The 17284-nt window shown below is 71.0% G+C and carries 19 protein-coding genes; 15 read left to right on the plus strand and 4 right to left on the minus strand.

Features of this window, described 5'->3' with window-relative positions:
* Positions 1 to 203 precede the first annotated feature (203 nt).
* From ACZ64A_RS12410 to ACZ64A_RS12420, 3 genes are all read left to right on the plus strand, one after another.
* On the plus strand, positions 204 to 1184 hold the full coding sequence (locus ACZ64A_RS12410) for a heme o synthase (RefSeq protein ID WP_469810187.1): 981 nt from the start codon (positions 204 to 206) through the stop codon (positions 1182 to 1184).
* A gap of 94 nt (positions 1185 to 1278) precedes the next feature.
* Entirely contained in the window at positions 1279 to 1599 is a 321-nt protein-coding gene (locus ACZ64A_RS12415) for a hypothetical protein (protein WP_469809978.1), read from the plus strand.
* 64 nt (positions 1600 to 1663) lie between these two features.
* On the plus strand, positions 1664 to 2770 hold the full coding sequence (locus tag ACZ64A_RS12420) for an amidohydrolase family protein (protein WP_469809979.1): 1107 nt from the start codon (positions 1664 to 1666) through the stop codon (positions 2768 to 2770).
* A gap of 122 nt (positions 2771 to 2892) precedes the next feature.
* On the opposite strand, the gene ACZ64A_RS12425 is transcribed toward ACZ64A_RS12420, so the two are convergent.
* From ACZ64A_RS12425 to ACZ64A_RS12435, 3 genes are all read right to left on the minus strand, one after another.
* Positions 2893 to 3906, minus strand: coding sequence for a COX15/CtaA family protein (locus ACZ64A_RS12425; RefSeq protein ID WP_469810188.1), 1014 nt, complete (start codon positions 3904 to 3906; stop codon positions 2893 to 2895).
* Between the two features lie 45 nt (positions 3907 to 3951).
* Entirely contained in the window at positions 3952 to 4668 is a 717-nt protein-coding gene (locus ACZ64A_RS12430) for an ABC transporter permease (protein WP_469810190.1), read from the minus strand.
* A 142-nt stretch (positions 4669 to 4810) separates the two neighbouring features.
* Positions 4811 to 5734, minus strand: coding sequence for an ABC transporter ATP-binding protein (locus ACZ64A_RS12435; RefSeq protein ID WP_469809981.1), 924 nt, complete (start codon positions 5732 to 5734; stop codon positions 4811 to 4813).
* Between the two features lie 362 nt (positions 5735 to 6096).
* On the opposite strand from ACZ64A_RS12435, the gene ACZ64A_RS12440 reads away from it, so the two are divergent.
* From ACZ64A_RS12440 to ACZ64A_RS12485, 10 genes are all read left to right on the plus strand, one after another.
* Positions 6097 to 6843: a helix-turn-helix transcriptional regulator gene (locus ACZ64A_RS12440; RefSeq protein ID WP_469809982.1), complete on the plus strand. Its 747-nt coding sequence runs from the start codon at positions 6097 to 6099 to the stop codon at positions 6841 to 6843.
* Entirely contained in the window at positions 6840 to 8261 is a 1422-nt protein-coding gene (sufB, locus tag ACZ64A_RS12445; RefSeq protein WP_469809984.1) for a Fe-S cluster assembly protein SufB, read from the plus strand. The genes ACZ64A_RS12440 and sufB overlap by 4 nt, the downstream gene beginning before the upstream one ends.
* 83 nt (positions 8262 to 8344) lie before the next feature.
* Positions 8345 to 9529 (plus strand): Fe-S cluster assembly protein SufD, encoded by a 1185-nt coding sequence (sufD, locus tag ACZ64A_RS12450; protein ID WP_469809985.1) that lies wholly within the window; start codon positions 8345 to 8347, stop codon positions 9527 to 9529.
* The gene (locus ACZ64A_RS12455) at positions 9526 to 9843 is read left to right on the plus strand and encodes a non-heme iron oxygenase ferredoxin subunit (RefSeq protein WP_361637575.1); all 318 of its coding nucleotides are present in this window, start codon (positions 9526 to 9528) and stop codon (positions 9841 to 9843) included. Before sufD ends, ACZ64A_RS12455 begins: the two co-directional genes overlap by 4 nt.
* Before the next feature lie 7 nt (positions 9844 to 9850).
* Complete coding sequence (sufC, locus tag ACZ64A_RS12460) at positions 9851 to 10615, plus strand: Fe-S cluster assembly ATPase SufC (protein WP_469809986.1); 765 nt, start codon at positions 9851 to 9853, stop codon at positions 10613 to 10615.
* A complete protein-coding gene (locus ACZ64A_RS12465) occupies positions 10612 to 11868 on the plus strand; it encodes a cysteine desulfurase (RefSeq protein ID WP_469809987.1) in 1257 nt (418 codons plus the stop codon). The genes sufC and ACZ64A_RS12465 overlap by 4 nt, the downstream gene beginning before the upstream one ends.
* A 19-nt stretch (positions 11869 to 11887) precedes the next feature.
* Positions 11888 to 12355: a Fe-S cluster assembly sulfur transfer protein SufU gene (gene sufU / locus ACZ64A_RS12470; protein WP_469809988.1), complete on the plus strand. Its 468-nt coding sequence runs from the start codon at positions 11888 to 11890 to the stop codon at positions 12353 to 12355.
* Complete coding sequence (locus ACZ64A_RS12475) at positions 12352 to 12684, plus strand: metal-sulfur cluster assembly factor (protein WP_190018343.1); 333 nt, start codon at positions 12352 to 12354, stop codon at positions 12682 to 12684. The genes sufU and ACZ64A_RS12475 overlap by 4 nt, the downstream gene beginning before the upstream one ends.
* Positions 12685 to 12811: 127 nt before the next feature.
* Entirely contained in the window at positions 12812 to 13132 is a 321-nt protein-coding gene (locus tag ACZ64A_RS12480; RefSeq protein ID WP_469809989.1) for a DMT family transporter, read from the plus strand.
* On the plus strand, positions 13132 to 13668 hold the full coding sequence (locus ACZ64A_RS12485; protein ID WP_469809990.1) for a TetR/AcrR family transcriptional regulator: 537 nt from the start codon (positions 13132 to 13134) through the stop codon (positions 13666 to 13668). Before ACZ64A_RS12480 ends, ACZ64A_RS12485 begins: the two co-directional genes overlap by 1 nt.
* 31 nt (positions 13669 to 13699) lie before the next feature.
* On the opposite strand, the gene ACZ64A_RS12490 is transcribed toward ACZ64A_RS12485, so the two are convergent.
* The gene (locus ACZ64A_RS12490; RefSeq protein WP_469809991.1) at positions 13700 to 14590 is read right to left on the minus strand and encodes a winged helix-turn-helix transcriptional regulator; all 891 of its coding nucleotides are present in this window, start codon (positions 14588 to 14590) and stop codon (positions 13700 to 13702) included.
* Between the two features lie 95 nt (positions 14591 to 14685).
* On the opposite strand from ACZ64A_RS12490, the gene ACZ64A_RS12495 reads away from it, so the two are divergent.
* Entirely contained in the window at positions 14686 to 15966 is a 1281-nt protein-coding gene (locus ACZ64A_RS12495) for an MFS transporter (RefSeq protein ID WP_469809992.1), read from the plus strand.
* A gap of 212 nt (positions 15967 to 16178) precedes the next feature.
* Positions 16179 to 17168: a 2,3,4,5-tetrahydropyridine-2,6-dicarboxylate N-succinyltransferase gene (gene dapD / locus ACZ64A_RS12500; RefSeq protein WP_469809994.1), complete on the plus strand. Its 990-nt coding sequence runs from the start codon at positions 16179 to 16181 to the stop codon at positions 17166 to 17168.
* Positions 17169 to 17284: the final 116 nt, after the last annotated feature.

A 17284-nucleotide genomic window follows, 5' to 3' on the forward strand; every position in this document is an offset into this window, starting at 1 on the left:
GGCAAACGGCCGCAGGGTCCGGGGACGATCACCGGCGCGGGGCGGCCGCCGGGGCGCCGGCGGCCCGGAAACGATCACGCCCCGCCAACACGACCCCACCCCCGCGAAGGCCGGGGTATGGGCAACGTCTAAAGTGGCGTGGTACGCGCGAGCCTTTACCGCCACTTCACACGGGGAGGCTTGCTGGGATGTCTCTGTCAGGGGTGTTCGTGACGGCCGTTGAATCCCGTCCTGGGGGCGCCTCCCAGGCCGTTGAGGCTCTGGGGGAGGGGGCGCTGGGGGAGCACCCGACCCACCGGCCGTTCGGGGCCCGGGTCAAGGCGTTCGTGGCGCTGACCAAGCCGCGGATCATCGAGCTGCTGCTCATCACCACCGTTCCGGTGATGTTCCTGGCGCAGCAGGGTGTGCCGGACCTGAAGCTGGTGCTGCTCACCTGCCTGGGCGGCTATCTGTCCGCCGGCGGCGCCAACGCGCTGAACATGTACATCGACCGCGACATCGACGCGCTGATGGACCGCACCTCGCAGCGGCCGCTGGTCACCGGCATGGTCAGCCCGCGCGAGTGCCTGGCCTTCGGCATCACCCTCGCGGTGGTCTCGACGCTGCTGTTCGGCCTCGCCGTGAACTGGCTGAGCGCCTGGCTCTCCCTCGGCGCGCTCCTCTTCTACGTCGTCGTCTACACGATGATCCTCAAGCGCCGCACCGCGCAGAACATCGTCTGGGGCGGCATCGCCGGCTGCATGCCGGTGCTGATCGGCTGGACGGCGGTCAAGGACTCCCTGACCTGGGCGCCGGTCATCCTCTTCCTGGTCATCTTCTTCTGGACACCGCCGCACTACTGGCCGCTGTCGATGAAGGTCAAGGACGACTACGCGCGTGTGGGCGTGCCCATGCTGCCGGTCATCGCCTCCAACAAGGTCGTCGCCAAGCAGATCGTGATCTACAGCTGGGTGATGGTGGCCGTCTCGCTGCTGCTGACCCCGCTGGGCTACACCGGCTGGTTCTACACGGCGGTGGCGCTGGCCTCGGGCGGCTGGTGGCTGTGGGAGGCGCACGCCCTGCAGAACCGGGCGAAGGCCGAGGTGACGGGCGGCAAGCTGAAGGAGATGCGGCTGTTCCACTGGTCCATCACCTATGTGTCGCTGCTGTTCGTCGCGGTGGCGGTGGACCCCTTCCTGCGGTGACCGCGGCATTGCGGACATTCCGGGCGGGGTGGGTGGTGTATGCCACGCACCCCGCCCGTCGCCGTTTGATCTACCGCTGAGTAGCATCCTGACCATGGCAGACACGCAGCAGGTTGACGCGAAGGCCGAGCGCGCGGCGGACAAGCTCGCCCGGCGGATCAGCGCCTTCTCCAAGGCACACGGCGGCGCCGAGGGCCAGGTGGCCTACATCGGTGAGCGCGGCGCGCGGATCGTCCTCGTCGGCGAGGACGGCGGCTGGGGCGACCTGGTGGCCCCCTCCTACGACATCGCCGAGAAGGCCGTCGAGAAGTCCGGCATCACCGCCCACGAGTCCTTCGACGGCGAATTCGCGGCCAAGGTGACGACCGGGTCGTACGAGTGGAAGCGGATGGCCGGCATTCAGATCGGCGGCTGAGCATCACCTCACCCCCGGTTCACCCGTTAGGACGGGTAAGACCCGCGTCCTACGGGGAGCCGGAATGATCGAAACGCCGTCCCTCGTGGACCAGTACTGCCATGGCGTACTGAGAACGGAGCTGGGCCTCGGCACCTTCGAGGCCCAGCTGGCCCGTACCGAGGGACCACCCGCGCCCGGCACCACCCTCTTCGACACCCAGACCGGCTTCGCCGTACGCCGCTGGTGTCCGCCCCTGCTCGGACTGGAACCGCACTGCCCGCCCGCCCGCTATCTCGCCCGCCGCCGTGAGCTGGGCGTCCTGGAGGCCGGCCGCCGGCTGCTGCGCGGCAGCGGCGTCACCACGTACCTCGTCGACGCGGGACTGCCCGGCGACCTCACCGGCCCCGCCGAGATGGCCACGGCCGGGGACGCCGACGCCCACGAGATCGTGCGCCTCGAACTGCTCGCGGAACAGGTCGCCGACACCTCGGGGACCGTCGAGTCCTTCCTCGCCAACCTCGCCGAATCGGTGCACGGGGCCGCCGCGCACGCCGTCGCCTTCACCTCCGTGGCCGGGGTGCGGCACGGCCTCGCGCTCGCGCCGGAGCCGCCCGGTCCGGGGCAGGTGCGCGGCGCCGCGGGGCGCTGGCTGGCCGGGCGGCGGGTCGGGGGCGAACTGAGCGACCCGGTGCTGTTACGGCACCTGCTGTGGATCGCGGTGGCCTCGGGGCTGCCGCTCCAGCTGCACGCGGGGCTCGCGGAGCCCGGGCAGCGCACCGACCGCACCGATCCGGTGCTGCTGACGGACTTCGTCCGGGCGACCGCGGGGCTCGGGACCGACCTGGTCCTGCTGCACGGCTACCCCTACCACCGGCACGCCGCGCACCTCGCCGGAGTCTTCCCCCACGTCTACGCCGACGCGGGCGCCGCGCTGGTGCGCACCGGCGCCCGCGCGGCGAGCGTCCTCGCCGAGGTGCTGGAACTGGCACCCTTCGGCAAGATCCTCTTCTCCAGCGGCGCCCGGGGGCTGCCCGAGCTGCACGTCGTCGCGGCCCGTCTGTTCCGCGACGCCCTCGCCCGCGTCCTGGGCGGCTGGGTCGCCGAGGGCGCCTGGTCCCTGGAGGACGCGCAACGCGTCGCGCTCATGCTGGCGTCGGGAAACGCACGGCGGGTGTACGGGCTGGAGTGACCGCGCCTCTCGGCAACTCGTTGAACGGAGTGGCGTGCGCCGCCGCGGGGATGGTCCGTACTGGACGTACCCGATGACTCCTTGAGCGAGTTGCTCCCCGCATCGTGCGGCGCACGCCTTCGTCAGCCCGAAGCGGGCTCGAACCGGTCCGCGGGTGCCGGGACGGGCACGGCCGGGTCGGCGTCCGGGCGCTCGCGCAGCGAGAGCAGCACGCGCAAGACGCCGATCCACATCACGGCCGAGCCGAGCATGTGCAGGCCGACCAGAGCCTCCGGCAGTTTGGTGAAGTACTGGATGTATCCCACAGCGCCCTGGCTCAGCAGGATCAGGAACAGATCCCGGGTCCGCGCCAGCGGGCCCCTCGGCGCGTCGACCGCCTTCAGCACGAACCACAGCGCGAAGGTCAGCGTGACCACGATCCAGGCCAGCACGGCGTGCAGCTTGGCGACGGCCTCCCAGTCCACGGGGATGCGGTCCACCTCGCTGGAGTCGCCCGCGTGCGGACCGGCGCCGGTCACGACCGTGCCCACCGCGATCAGCAGCACGGAGGCGACCACCAGGAACCACACCAGCTGCTGTACGGACTTGCCGACCAGCGGCCGGGGCGCCCCGTCGCCCTCCCGGGTGCGCTGCCACATCACCGTCGCCACCGCGATCAGCGCGGTGGAGAGCAGGAAGTGCGCCGCGACCGTGTACGGGTTCAGGCCGACGAGCACGACGATGCCGCCGAGCACGGCGTTGCCCATGACGATCCAGAACTGGGCCCAGCCCAGCCGGGTCAGGCCGCGCCGCCACGGCTTCTGGGCCCGGGCGGCGATGATCGCCCAGCCCACGGCGGCGCACAGCACGTAGGTCAGCATGCGGTTGCCGAACTCGATGGCGCCGTGGAAGCCCATCGCGCTGGTGGCGGTGAGCGAGTCGTCGGTGCACTTGGGCCAGGTCGGGCAGCCGAGTCCGGAGCTGGTCAGCCGGACGGCACCGCCGGTGACGACGATGATCACGGCCATCACGAGAGCGGACAGGGCCGCCCGCTGGACCGTCCTCGGGGTCGGCGTCCAGCGTGCGGCGATGAAGGCGAGCGGGTTGCGCACGGCCGCGGTGGCGTCGGCGCGGGTCAGCTTGGGCACGGGCTCCATGGTAGGCGCCTGCTTGTGCACGCTTTCACGAGGGTCCATCGCGGACTACTCCCAGCGGAAGAACTTCCCGGCGGCCGCGAGCCCCACGACCGCCCACACGGCGAGGACGGCGAGGTCGCCCCAGGGCATGCCGGCCCCGTGCTGGAGCACGTCCCGCAGACCGTCCGACAGGGCGGAGATCGGCAGCAGCGCCAGCACGTCCTGGACGCCGGAGGGGAACTTCTCCAGCGGCACGATCACCCCGCCGCCGACGAGCAGCAGCAGGAAGACGAGGTTGGCGGCGGCCAGCGTGGCCTCGGCCTTGAGGGTGCCGGCCATCAGCAGGCCGAGCCCGGAGAAGGCGGCCGTGCCGACGACCAGCAGGAGCAGCACGGCGAACGGGTTGCCGTGCGGGGACCAGCCCAGCGCGAACGCGATCGCCGTCAGCAGGATCACCTGGAGGACCTCGGTGACCAGCACGGACGCCGTCTTCGCCGTCATCAGCGCCCAACGGGGCAGCGGCGAGGACGCCAGCCGCTTCAGGACGCCGTAGCGCCGCTCGAAGCCCGTGGCGATGGCCTGCCCGGTGAACGCCGTCGACATCACGGCCAGGGCCAGGATGCCGGGGGCGAGGAAGTCGACGGCCTTGCCGGCGCCGGTGTCGACGATGTCGACGGAGCTGAAGAGGGCCAGCAGCAGCGTGGGGATGATCACGGTGAGCAGCAGCTGTTCGCCGTTGCGCAGCAGCATGCGGGTCTCGAGCGCCGCCTGGGCCGCGATCATGCGGGACAGCGGCGCCGCCCCGGGGTTCGGGGCGTAGGTGCCGGTGGCGGTCACGAGCGCAGCTCCTTGCCGGTGAGTTCCAAGCTGTGCCGTCCCGGGGGGCGACCCCCGGACCCCCGGCCGATCTCGGTATTGACCGCAATCATGCGCGCAGCTCCTTGCCCGTGAGCTCCAGAAAAACGTCCTCGAGGGTGTGCCGCTCGACCGAGATCTTGTCCGGCATCACCCCGTGCTGGGCGCACCAGGAGGTGACGGTGGCCAGCAGCTGCGGGTCGACCTTGCCGTTCACCCGGTAGGAGCCGGGGGTCAGCTCGGCGGCCGAGCAGTCGGCCGGGAGCGCCTTGAGCAGGGAGGCGACGTCGAGGCCGGGGCGGCCGGAGAAGCGCAGGGTGTTCTCGGCGCCGCCGCGGCACAGTTCCTCCGGGGAGCCCTGCGCGATCACCCGGCCGGCGTCGATGATGGCGACGTCGTCGGCGAGCTGTTCGGCCTCGTCCATGTGGTGCGTGGTGAGGATCACGGAGACCCCGTCGGCGCGCAGGTCGCGCACGAGGTCCCAGGTGGCGCGGCGGGCCTGTGGGTCGAGGCCGGCGGTCGGCTCGTCCAGGAAGACCAGTGCGGGGCGGCCGACGACGGCCATGGCGAGGGCGAGCCGCTGCTGCTGGCCGCCGGACAGGCGCCGGTAACTCGTCCGGCCGCAGGAGCCGAGCCCGAGCCGCTCGATGAGCGCGTCCACGTCGAGGGGGTGGGCGTGCAGCTTGGCCATGTGGCGCAGCATCTCGTCGGCGCGCGCGCCGGAGTAGACGCCGCCGGACTGGAGCATCACCCCGATCCGGGGCCGCAGGGCGGCGGAGTCACGGACCGGGTCGAGGCCCAGGACACGCACCGTGCCGGCGTCCGGTTTCCGGTACCCCTCGCAGGTCTCGACCGTGGTCGTCTTCCCGGCGCCGTTGGGGCCGAGGACGGCGGTCACGCCCGCCCGGGCCACCAGGTCGAGGCCGTCCACCGCGGTTTTCGTGCCGTACCGCTTCACCAGGGCCTGGACCTGGACGACGGGCTCATCTCGCATGGCACCCGAGTCTAGGGAGCCGGGAACGGCCGCGGACGCGCGGGTGCCGAACTGCCGTCCGCCTCGGCCTCTCACCCTGCCGGGGGAAATGAGGGAGGAAGGGACGAGGAGCGTCTCGCCGGGCTCCACGCCCGGGTGCCGCAGCCGTGTGGCCAGGGTGTCCCCTGGGACCAGTGGGCCGGTGGGAGGCGTCGTCGGCCTGGGACCGCGGCCTCGCCCGCGACCTGCGCGGACGCCGCACTTTTGATCGATCAGAGATCGTTTCCGCAGGTCACATTAGGTATGCCTAAGTGACGCAGGGCACCACCCGCCCGTTCGGACGCCGCTTGTCACGCTCCGCGGAATTACGCAACAATGGCGTTGTGAAAAACGTCGGCGCGGCTCGGGAGACCCCCACGGGGACCCCGCAGGAGGAGTTCGCGACCGGGGAGCGCTCGACGCGCAACCGGGTCGCGCGGTCGATCCTGGACCACGGCCCGTCGACCGTCGCCGAGCTGGCCACGCGCCTGGGCCTCACCCAGGCGGCCGTACGACGCCATCTGGACGCCCTCGTCGCGGACGATGTCGTGGAGGCGCGCGAGCAGCGGGTGTACGGCACGCGTACGCGCGGGCGCCCCGCGAAGGTCTTCGCGCTCACCGACTGCGGCCGGGACGCCTTCGACCAGTCGTACGACAAGCTCGCCGCCGACGCCCTGCGCTGGATCGCGCAGCAGGAGGGCGGCCGGGACGCCGTCGCCGCCTTCGCCCGCGCCCGGATCGCCGCGCAGGCAGGGGCCTACCGCAAGGCGGTCGAGGCCGCGCCCCCGGAGAAGCGGACCGAAGCACTGGCCAAGGCCCTGAGCACGGACGGGTACGCTGCTACCGCGCGGAGCGCGCCCATCGGTGAGCAGCTGTGTCAGCACCACTGCCCGGTCGCCCACGTCGCCGAGCAGTTCCCGCAGCTGTGCGAGGCCGAGACGGAATTTTTCGCCGAGCTCCTCGGTACGCATGTGCAGCGGCTCGCGACGATCGCCCACGGCGACGGCGTCTGCACGACGTTCATCCCCAAGAACGACCCCAAGATTTCCACTGACGCATCTGCTAGCACGGCCGGGAGGAACCCCGCATGACTCTCCCCACGGAGACTGCCCACCCTGAGCTCGAGGGCCTGGGCAAGTACGAATACGGCTGGGCCGACCGCGACGAGGCCGGTGCGTCGGCGCGGCGTGGTCTGAACGACGACGTCGTCCGCGACATCTCGTCCAAGAAGGACGAGCCGGAGTGGATGACGAAGCTTCGCCTCAAGGGCCTGCGTCTCTTCGAGAAGAAGCCCATGCCGAACTGGGGCTCGGACCTGTCGGGGATCGACTTCGACAACATCAAGTACTTCGTGCGCTCCACGGAGAAGCAGGCGGAGTCCTGGGAGGACCTGCCCGAGGACATCAAGAACACCTACGACAAGCTGGGCATCCCGGAGGCGGAGAAGAAGCGCCTCGTCGCCGGTGTCGCCGCCCAGTACGAGTCGGAGGTCGTCTACCACCAGATCCGCGAGGACCTGGAGGAGCAGGGCGTCATCTTCCTCGACACCGACACCGCCCTGAAGGAGCACCCGGAGCTCTTCAAGGAGTACTTCGGCACGGTCATCCCGGCCGGTGACAACAAGTTCGCCGCGCTGAACACCGCCGTGTGGTCGGGCGGCTCCTTCATCTACGTGCCGAAGGGCGTGCACGTCGAGATCCCGCTCCAGGCCTACTTCCGGATCAACACCGAGAACATGGGCCAGTTCGAGCGGACCCTGATCATCGTCGACGAGGGCGCCTACGTGCACTACGTCGAGGGTTGTACGGCCCCGATCTACAAGTCGGACTCGCTGCACTCCGCGGTCGTCGAGATCATCGTCAAGAAGAACGCCCGCTGCCGCTACACGACCATCCAGAACTGGTCGAACAACGTCTACAACCTGGTCACCAAGCGCGCCGTGGCCTACGAGGGCGCGACCATGGAGTGGGTCGACGGCAACATCGGCTCCAAGGTGACGATGAAGTACCCGGCCGTCTACCTGATGGGCGAGCACGCCAAGGGCGAGACCCTGTCCATCGCCTTCGCCGGCGAGGGCCAGCACCAGGACGCCGGCGCCAAGATGGTCCACATGGCGCCGAACACCTCGTCCAACATCGTCTCCAAGTCGGTGGCGCGCGGTGGCGGCCGTACGTCCTACCGCGGTCTGATCGAGATCGGTGAGGGCGCCGCCGGATCGAAGTCCAACGTGCTGTGCGACGCGCTGCTCGTGGACACGATCTCCCGGTCGGACACGTACCCCTACGTCGACGTCCGCGAGGACGACGTCTCCATGGGCCACGAGGCCACCGTCTCCAAGGTCTCCGAGGACCAGCTCTTCTACCTGATGAGCCGCGGCCTCGCCGAGGACGAGGCGATGGCGATGATCGTGCGCGGCTTCGTCGAGCCGATCGCCAAGGAGCTGCCCATGGAGTACGCGCTGGAGCTCAACCGGCTGATCGAGCTGCAGATGGAGGGCGCGGTCGGCTAATCACCGGCCCGGGGCGGCCCCCGCGCCGCCCCGCCGTCCCCGTCAAGCCCCATACGTAACGGAAAGCGAGCACTACGACAGCCATGGCTGAGGCCCAGAACATCCCCGTGGGGTCGACGACCTCCGGCGCCATCGCGGTGGCCGGGGAGTCCACCGTCGCCACCCGCATGAGCGCCCCGCCCTCCTTCGACGTCGCGGACTTCCCGGTCCCGCACGGCCGTGAGGAGGAGTGGCGGTTCACCCCGCTGGAGCGCCTGCGCGGGCTGCACGACGGCACCGCCACCGCCACCGGCGACGGTGTGAAGGTCGACGTGCAGGCCCCCGAGGGCGTCACCGTCGAGACCGTCGGCCGCGACGACGCGCGGCTCGGCAAGGCGGGCACGCCGGTGGACCGCGTCGCCGCCCAGGCGTACTCCGCCTTCGAGAAGGCCTCGGTCGTCACCGTGCCGAAGGAGACCGTCCTCACCGAGCCGATCCGCATCGCGGTGCACGGCGAGGGCGGCACCCGCTTCGGCCACCAGGTCATCGAGCTGGGCGCGTTCGCCGAGGCCGTCGTGGTCATCGACCACACCGGTGACGCGGTGCTCGCCGCCAACGTCGACTACGTCCTCGGCGACGGCGCCAAGCTGACCGTCGTCTCCGTCCAGGACTGGGACGACAAGGCCGTGCACGTGGCCCAGCACAACGCCCTCGTCGGCCGTGACGCCTCCTTCAAGTCGGTCGTCGTCACCTTCGGCGGCGACGTCGTGCGCCTGCACCCGCGCGTGTCCTACGCCGGCCCCGGCGGCGAGGCCGAGCTGTTCGGCCTGTACTTCACGGACGCCGGCCAGCACCAGGAGCACCGCCTGCTCGTCGACCACAACGTGCCGCACTGCACGTCCAACGTCGTCTACAAGGGCGCGCTGCAGGGCGAGGAAGCGCACGCGGTGTGGATCGGTGACGTGCTCATCGAGGCCGCGGCCGAGGGCACGGACACGTACGAGATGAACCGCAACCTGGTTCTCACCGACGGCGCCCGGGTCGACTCCGTTCCGAACCTGGAGATCGAGACCGGCGAGATCGTCGGCGCCGGCCACGCCTCCGCCACCGGCCGCTTCGATGACGAGCAGCTGTTCTACCTGATGGCCCGCGGCATCCCGGAGCACGAGGCCCGCCGCCTGGTCGTGCGCGGCTTCTTCGCCGAGCTGGTCCAGCAGATCGGTGTCGCGGACATCGAGGAGCGCCTGATCGCGAAGATCGAGCAGGAGCTGGAGGCGTCGGTCGCATGACCTTCGTACGCGCCTGCGGCGTCAGCGAGCTGGAGGAGGACACCCCGAAACGGGTGGAACTCGACGGCACGCCCCTGTCCATCGTGCGGACCGAGGGCGACGTCTACGCGATCCACGACATCTGCTCGCACGCGAACGTCTCCCTCTCCGAGGGCGAGGTCGACGACTGCCACATCGAGTGCTGGCTGCACGGCTCGCGCTTCGACCTGCGCTCCGGCAAGCCCGACAGTCTTCCGGCGACGCGTCCCGTCCCCGTATACCCCGTAAAGATCGAAGGGGACGACGTGCTCGTCTCCCTCTCCCAGGAGTCCTGAGGCACCCATGGCAACGCTTGAAATCCGAGACCTGCACGTCACCGTCGAGGCCGACAACGCCACGAAGGAGATCCTCAAGGGCGTCGACCTCACCGTGAAGCAGGGCGAGACGCACGCCATCATGGGCCCCAACGGCTCCGGCAAGTCGACCCTCGCCTACTCGCTGGCCGGTCACCCGAAGTACACGATCACCGGCGGCACCGTCACCCTCGACGGCGAGGACGTCCTGGAGATGTCCGTCGACGAGCGCGCCCGCGCCGGCCTGTTCCTGGCGATGCAGTACCCGGTCGAGGTCCCCGGCGTCTCGGTCTCCAACTTCCTGCGCACCTCCGCCACCGCGATGCGCGGCGAGGCCCCGAAGCTGCGCACCTGGGTGAAGGAGGTCAAGGAGGCCATGGAGCGCCTCAACATGGACCCCTCCTTCGCCGAGCGCAACGTCAACGAGGGCTTCTCCGGCGGTGAGAAGAAGCGCCACGAGATCCTCCAGCTCGAGCTGCTCAAGCCGAAGGTCGCGATCCTCGACGAGACCGACTCCGGTCTGGACGTCGACGCGCTGCGCATCGTGTCCGAGGGCGTCAACCGCGTCCGCGAGACCGGCGAGGTCGGCACCCTGCTGATCACGCACTACACGCGCATCCTGCGCTACATCAAGCCGGACCACGTCCACGTCTTCGCCGGCGGCCGCATCGTCGAGTCCGGCGGCGCCGAGCTCGCCGATCAGCTCGAGGCCGAGGGCTACGACAAGTACGTGAAGGGTGGCGCATCCGCGTGACACAGCTGCCGGGCCTCCTCGACACCGAGGCGCTCCGTAAGGACTTCCCGATCCTCGACCGGGTGCTCCACGACGGCAAGAAGCTGGTGTACCTGGACAACGCGGCGACCTCGCAGACGCCGCGCCAGGTCCTCGACGTACTCGCCGAGTACTACGAGCAGCACAACGCCAACGTCCACCGAGGCGTGCACGTCCTCGCCGAGGAGGCCACGGCGCTCTACGAGGGTGCGCGCGACAAGGTCGCGGAGTTCATCAACGCACCGAGCCGCGACGAGGTGATCTTCACCAAGAACGCCTCCGAGTCGCTCAACCTCGTGGCGAACATGCTCGGCTGGGCCGACGAGCCCTACCGGGTGGACAGCGACACCGAGATCGTCATCACGGAGATGGAGCACCACTCCAACATCGTGCCGTGGCAGCTGCTGGCGCAGCGCACGGGCGCGAAGCTGAAGTGGTTCGGCCTCACCGACGACGGCCGCCTCGACCTGTCCAACATCGACGAGGTCATCACCGAGAAGACGAAGATCGTTTCCTTCGTGCTGGTCTCCAACATCCTGGGCACGCTCAACCCGGTCGAGGCGATCGTGCGCCGCGCCCAGGAGGTCGGCGCCCTGGTGTGCATCGACGCCTCCCAGGCCGCGCCGCACATGCCGCTGGACGTGCAGGCGCTGCAGGCCGACTTCGTGGCCTTCACCGGCCACAAGATGTGCGGCCCGACGGGTATCGGTGTGCTGTGGGGCCGCCAGGAGCTGCTGGAGGACCTGCCTCCGTTCCTCGGCGGCGGCGAGATGATCGAGACCGTCTCGATGCACTCTTCGACGTACGCCCCGGCGCCGCACAAGTTCGAGGCGGGCACGCCCCCGATCGCCCAGGCGGTCGGACTCGGCGCGGCCATCGACTACCTGAACTCGATCGGCATGGACAAGATCCTCGCCCACGAGCACGCGCTGACCGAGTACGCCGTGCAGCGTCTGACGCAGGTACCGGACCTCAGGATCATCGGCCCGACCACGGCCGAGGACCGCGGGGCTGCGATCTCCTTCACGCTCGGCGACATCCACCCCCACGACGTGGGCCAGGTCCTCGACGAGCAGGGCATCGCGGTGCGCGTCGGCCACCACTGCGCGCGGCCGGTCTGCCTGCGCTACGGAATTCCTGCGACCACGCGAGCGTCGTTCTATCTGTACTCCACGCCGGCCGAGATCGACGCTCTGGTCGACGGCCTGGAGCACGTACGGAACTTCTTCGGCTGAGGGGCGTGAATTCAAGACCGTGAAGCTGGACTCGATGTACCAGGAAGTCATCCTGGACCACTACAAGAACCCGCACGGGCGGGGCTTGCGGGACGGCGACGCCGAGGTCCACCACGTGAACCCGACGTGCGGCGACGAGATCACGCTCCGCGTGAAGTACGACGGCGCCAAGGTCACGGACGTGTCGTACGAGGGCCAGGGCTGCTCCATCAGCCAGGCCAGCGCCTCCGTCCTGAACGAGCTGCTGGTCGGCAAGGAGCTGTCCGAGGCGCAGAAGATCCAGGAGACCTTCCTGGAGCTGATGCAGTCCAAGGGCAGGATCGAGCCCGACGACACGATGGAGGAGCTCCTGGAGGACGCGGTCGCGTTCGCCGGGGTCTCCAAGTACCCGGCCCGGGTCAAGTGCGCCCTCCTCAGCTGGATGGCGTGGAAGGACGCGACGGCCCAGGCACTGGGTGGCGCCGACGCCGAAAGGAAGACGGCATGACCGACACCGCTGAGATGAAGCCGGCCTCGGAGGAGGAGCTCCGCGAGGCGCTGATGGACGTCGTCGACCCCGAACTGGGCATCGACGTCGTCAACCTCGGCCTGATCTACGGCATCCACGTCGACGACGCGAACATCGCGACCGTCGACATGACCCTGACGTCGGCGGCATGCCCGCTGACCGACGTCATCGAGGACCAGGCGAAGTCCGCCACGGACGGCCTGGTCAACGAGTTGCGCATCAACTGGGTCTGGATGCCGCCGTGGGGCCCGGACAAGATCACCGACGACGGCCGCGAGCAGCTGCGGGCGCTCGGCTTCAACGTCTGACGTCCACGGACGTCACGTCCGCCGGGCTTCGGCCGCGGACACGGAAAAGGGCGGCACCCCTCGGGGTGCCGCCCTTTTCCATGTCCGCTCTCGCCTCGCCCCGGGCGCGTTGTGTACGGTCGTACACATGGGATACCTCACGCTCGTAGCCGCCATCGCCGCCGAGGTGGCCGCGACCACGGCCCTGAAGTACAGCGACGGCTTCAGCCGGCTGTGGCCCTCCGTGCTGACCGCGGTGGGGTACGCCCTGTCGTTCGTCCTGCTCGCCCAGACCCTGAAGACGGTGTCGGTCGGCACCGCCTACGCGATCTGGTCCGGGCTGGGCACCGCGAGCATCGCGGCGATCGGGCTCATCTTCTTCGGGGAGGGGCTGGGACCGGCCAAGATCGCCGGGATCGTGCTGATCATCCTGGGCGTGGCCGTGCTCAATCTCGGCGGCGCCCACTGATGGCCCGCCGGTACGACCCCGAACGCCGGCAGCGGATCATCGACGCGGCTCTGCGGGTCGTGGCCCGCAAGGGGCTGGCCGGACTGAGCCACCGCAGCGTCGCCGCCGAGGCGGACGTACCGCTCGGCTCCACGACCTACCACTTCGCGAGCCTCGACGAGCTGATGGTGGCCGCCCTGCGGCAGTCGACGGAGGGCTTCGGCACGCTGCTCGCGGCGCGCGGCGGGCTGACCGACGCCCGCGCGGATCTGGCCGGCGAGCTGGCGTCCCTGCTCGGCGCCTGGCTGGCCGGTGAGCGCTCCGGCGTCGAGCTGGAGTACGAGCTGTATCTCGCCGCCCTGCGCCGGCCCGCGCTGCGTCCGGTCGCCGCCGAATGGGTGGAGAGCCTCGTCGTGCTGCTCGCCCGCCGCACCGACGAGGTCACGGCGCGGGCGCTGGTGGCGTTGATGGACGGCATATGCCTGCAGGTGCTGCTGACGGACGCCGTCTACGACGAGCGCTACGCCCGCGAGATCCTGGCCCGGGTCATCCGCTGACGGAGGGCCGGTGGGGCCTGCGCCGGGGGCTTCACGGCCGGGGGGCCGCCGGGCCCTTGACGGCCGTCAGCGCCGCCTCCACGCTGCCCGCGATGTCGCTCACCGGGTACTGCACGTGCCGGACGATCCGCTCCCGGTCCACCACCAGCGTCAGACGCTTGAGCCGGCTCGCGCCCGCCGCGCGGAACGTCGGCAGCCGCAGCGCGGTCACCAGGTCCAGGTCGGCGTCGGAGAGCAGGCGCTGGCCGAGCCGCTCCTTCTCGGCGAACGCCCGCTGCTCGTCCGGGCGCTGTACGGACACGCCGTACACCGTGGCGCCGGCGGCGGCGAAGTCGGCGAGCCGGTCCCGGTAGGTGCAGGACTCCAGGGTGCAGCCGGGGGCGCCGGGGATCTCCGACCAGCCCGGGGGATAGGCGTCCGCGCGGGCGTAGGCGCCGGGGAAGCAGTACAGCACCGTGAACGGGGTGTTCGCGGCGACCGGGTCGCGGGGCGCGCCGGTGTCGTCGAGAAGGGTCAGCCCGGGGAGGCGTGTGCCGAGCAGTTCGTGCACCCGCCGGGCCTCGGAGGAGGCGTCCGCCGTCGTGGCCGAGGTGGTGCCGTCGCCCAGCACCCACGCGTCACCCCAGTCCTGCAGTGCGACCAGCACCGGCAGCAGGGCGCGGCCGCGCGGGGTGAGCCGGTACTCGTGCCGCACCGGGCGCTCCTGGTAGGGGACACGGGCCAGGACGTCCGCCTCCACGAGCAGCCGCAGCCGCTCGGTGAGCACCTTGCGGGACATGCCCAGCTCGCGCTGGAGCTCGTCGAAGCGGTGCACACCGCGGGCGGTGTCCCGCACGATCAGCAAAGTCCACCAGTCGCCGACCACGTCCAGCGCCTGGGCGATGGCGCAGGTGGAATCCTCCAGGCTCGTTCTGCGGGCCATGACCCTCCACCTCTCCGTCCACCGGTCGTCGTTGACCCGAGGCTGCCATGCTGACATAGTCAGTTCCCAAAAGGAACTTAATCGGGGGGTGGGCCGTGCGAGGCCTCAAGGACGTTCCGCGCGCGGTGTGGCTGCTGGCAGCCGGGACCTTCGTGAACATGGCCGTCAGCGTGACCTTCGCCTATCTCTTCCTCTATCTGACCGGCCCGCGCGGCCTCGGCCCCGGTCAGGCGGGCCTGCTCGCCGGCGCCGGGGGAGTGGGCCTGCTCGCCGGCAACTTCACGGGCGGCTGGTTCGGCGACCGGTTCGGCCACCGCCCGGCTCTCCTCGCCTCCGCCACCGTCGGCGGGCTGCTGCTGGCCGCCGTACCCGTGCTGCCGACACCCGCGCTGTACGCCGCGCTGCCGCTCGCCCAGTACGCCGCCGGGGTGCAGCGCGCCGCGAGCTCCGCGCTGGTCGCGGTGATCGTGCCGGACGGGGCGCGGCGGCAGGCGTTCGCGGTGATGCGGGCGGCGGGCAACGGAGGGTTCACCGTGGGCCCGCTGCTCGGCGCGCTGGTCGCGACCCGGCTGTCGTACGACTGGCTGTACGTCGCCGACGGGCTCGGCAGCGTGGGGCTGGCGTGCTGGACGGCGCGGGTGATTCCGGCAGCGGTGCGGGTGCGGCGGCGGGCGGACACCGGGATCCGGAAGGCGGCCGCCGGGGAGAGCCTGTGGGCGGCGCTGCGGGCGCGTCCCGCGGTCCTGGTGCTGCTCGCGGCGATCGTGGTCGTGGACGTCGTCTACCGGCAGCAGTACACGACCTTCCCCGTCTACCTCGCCGACCACGGCCTGGACACCGGCGTCTACGGCGCCCTGCTCGCCGTCAACGGCGGGGTGCTGCTCTGCCTGGAACTGCCTGCCGCCCTCGCCCTGCGCCACCGCTCACCGCTACCGGTCGTGGCGACCGGGCTGCTCCTCGTGGCGGCGGGGTACGGCGCGCTGCTCGCCGGAGCGGGCACCGGGACCGCGGTCGCGATGATGGTCCTGCTGACCCTCGGGGAACTGCTGTACAAGACCCCCGCCACTGCCTACGTCGCCGATCGCGCCCCGGCGCACGTCCAGGGCCGCTTCCAGTCCCTGTACGCCGGCGCGTCGATCACCGGCGTGGTCCTGGCCGCCCCGCTCGGCGGCACGCTGTACCAGGCGGCGCCGGGGTGGCTGTGGCCGCTGTGCGCGGGCGCGGCCGCGGTGGCCGCGTGCGCGGTGGTGGCGGGAGGGCGGCTGGAACGGGGCGGCGTCCCCCGAGTCCGTGAGGAACGGGCGGCGGAGCCGGCGGCGGGCCCGCCGGTGGCCGCCGCCCAGGGTGCGGGCAGGCGCCGCGGTCCGCTGCTCTGAGGTCCCGCCGGCAGTGTGCTCGGGCGCCGCCCGGCTGACGGGGCGCCCCGGCGCGGTGCCGGCCGGCCCCTGTCCACCGCCGGTCGACCGCTGTCCAGCACTGGTCGGCCCTTGTCCACTCCACCGCCGGTCGGCCCCGTTCCACCGCCCGCCACCTGAGACAACGGCCCGCTGGTTGGCCTCCGTGCCCCCTGGCCGGTTAGGTTGCCCTCATGACCGACTCGACTGCTTCTCGCACCACCGGCGCCGTCGCCGCCGGCCTGGCCACCATCGCCTCCGACGGCACCGTTCTCGACACCTGGTTCCCCGCACCCGAGCTGGTCGAGCAGCCCGGCCCCGCCGGCACCGAGCGGCTCGGCGCCGAGCAGGCCGCGCAGCTGCTGGGCGGCGGCGCCACCGCGGCGATCGGCCCGGACGCCCGCCGGGGCGTCGAGGTGGTCGCGGTCCGCACGGTCATCGCCTCCCTGGACGAGAAGCCGATCGACGCCCACGACGTCTACCTGCGTCTGCACCTGCTCTCGCACCGTCTGGTCAAGCCGCACGGCCAGAGCCTGGACGGCATCTTCGGCCACCTCGCCAACGTCGCCTGGACCTCGCTCGGCCCGGTCGCCGTGGACGACGTCGAGAAGGTGCGCCTCAACGCCCGCGCCGAGGGCCTGCACCTCCAGGTCACCTCGATCGACAAGTTCCCGCGCATGACGGACTACGTCGCGCCGAAGGGCGTGCGCATCGCCGACGCGGACCGCGTCCGCCTGGGCGCGCACCTCGCCGAGGGCACCACGGTCATGCACGAGGGCTTCGTCAACTTCAACGCCGGCACCCTCGGCACCTCCATGGTCGAGGGCCGTATCTCCGCGGGCGTCATCGTCGGCGACGGCTCCGACATCGGCGGCGGCGCCTCCACCATGGGCACCCTGTCCGGCGGCGGCAACGTGATCATCTCCATCGGCGAGCGCTGCCTGATCGGCGCCGAGGCCGGCGTAGGCATCGCGCTGGGCGACGAGTGCGTGGTCGAGGCGGGCCTCTACGTCACCGCCGGCACCCGCGTCACCATGCCCGACGGTCAGATCGTCAAGGCCCGCGAGCTGAACGGCGCCTCCAACATCCTCTTCCGCCGCAACTCGGTGACGGGCGCGGTCGAGGCCCGCCCGAACAACGCGGTCTGGGGCGGCCTGAACGACATCCTGCACAGCCACAACTAGGGCCTGTCGTTTGGATCAGGTCGGCCGGGAGCTGCGGTGCATCTCGGCCGACCCGAGCGGGGTCTGGTGCGTGCAGATGCAAGGCGGAGGAGGGCGCCAACGCGGAGCGTTGGCAA

The organism is Streptomyces sp. NPDC104814, from assembly GCF_055583185.1.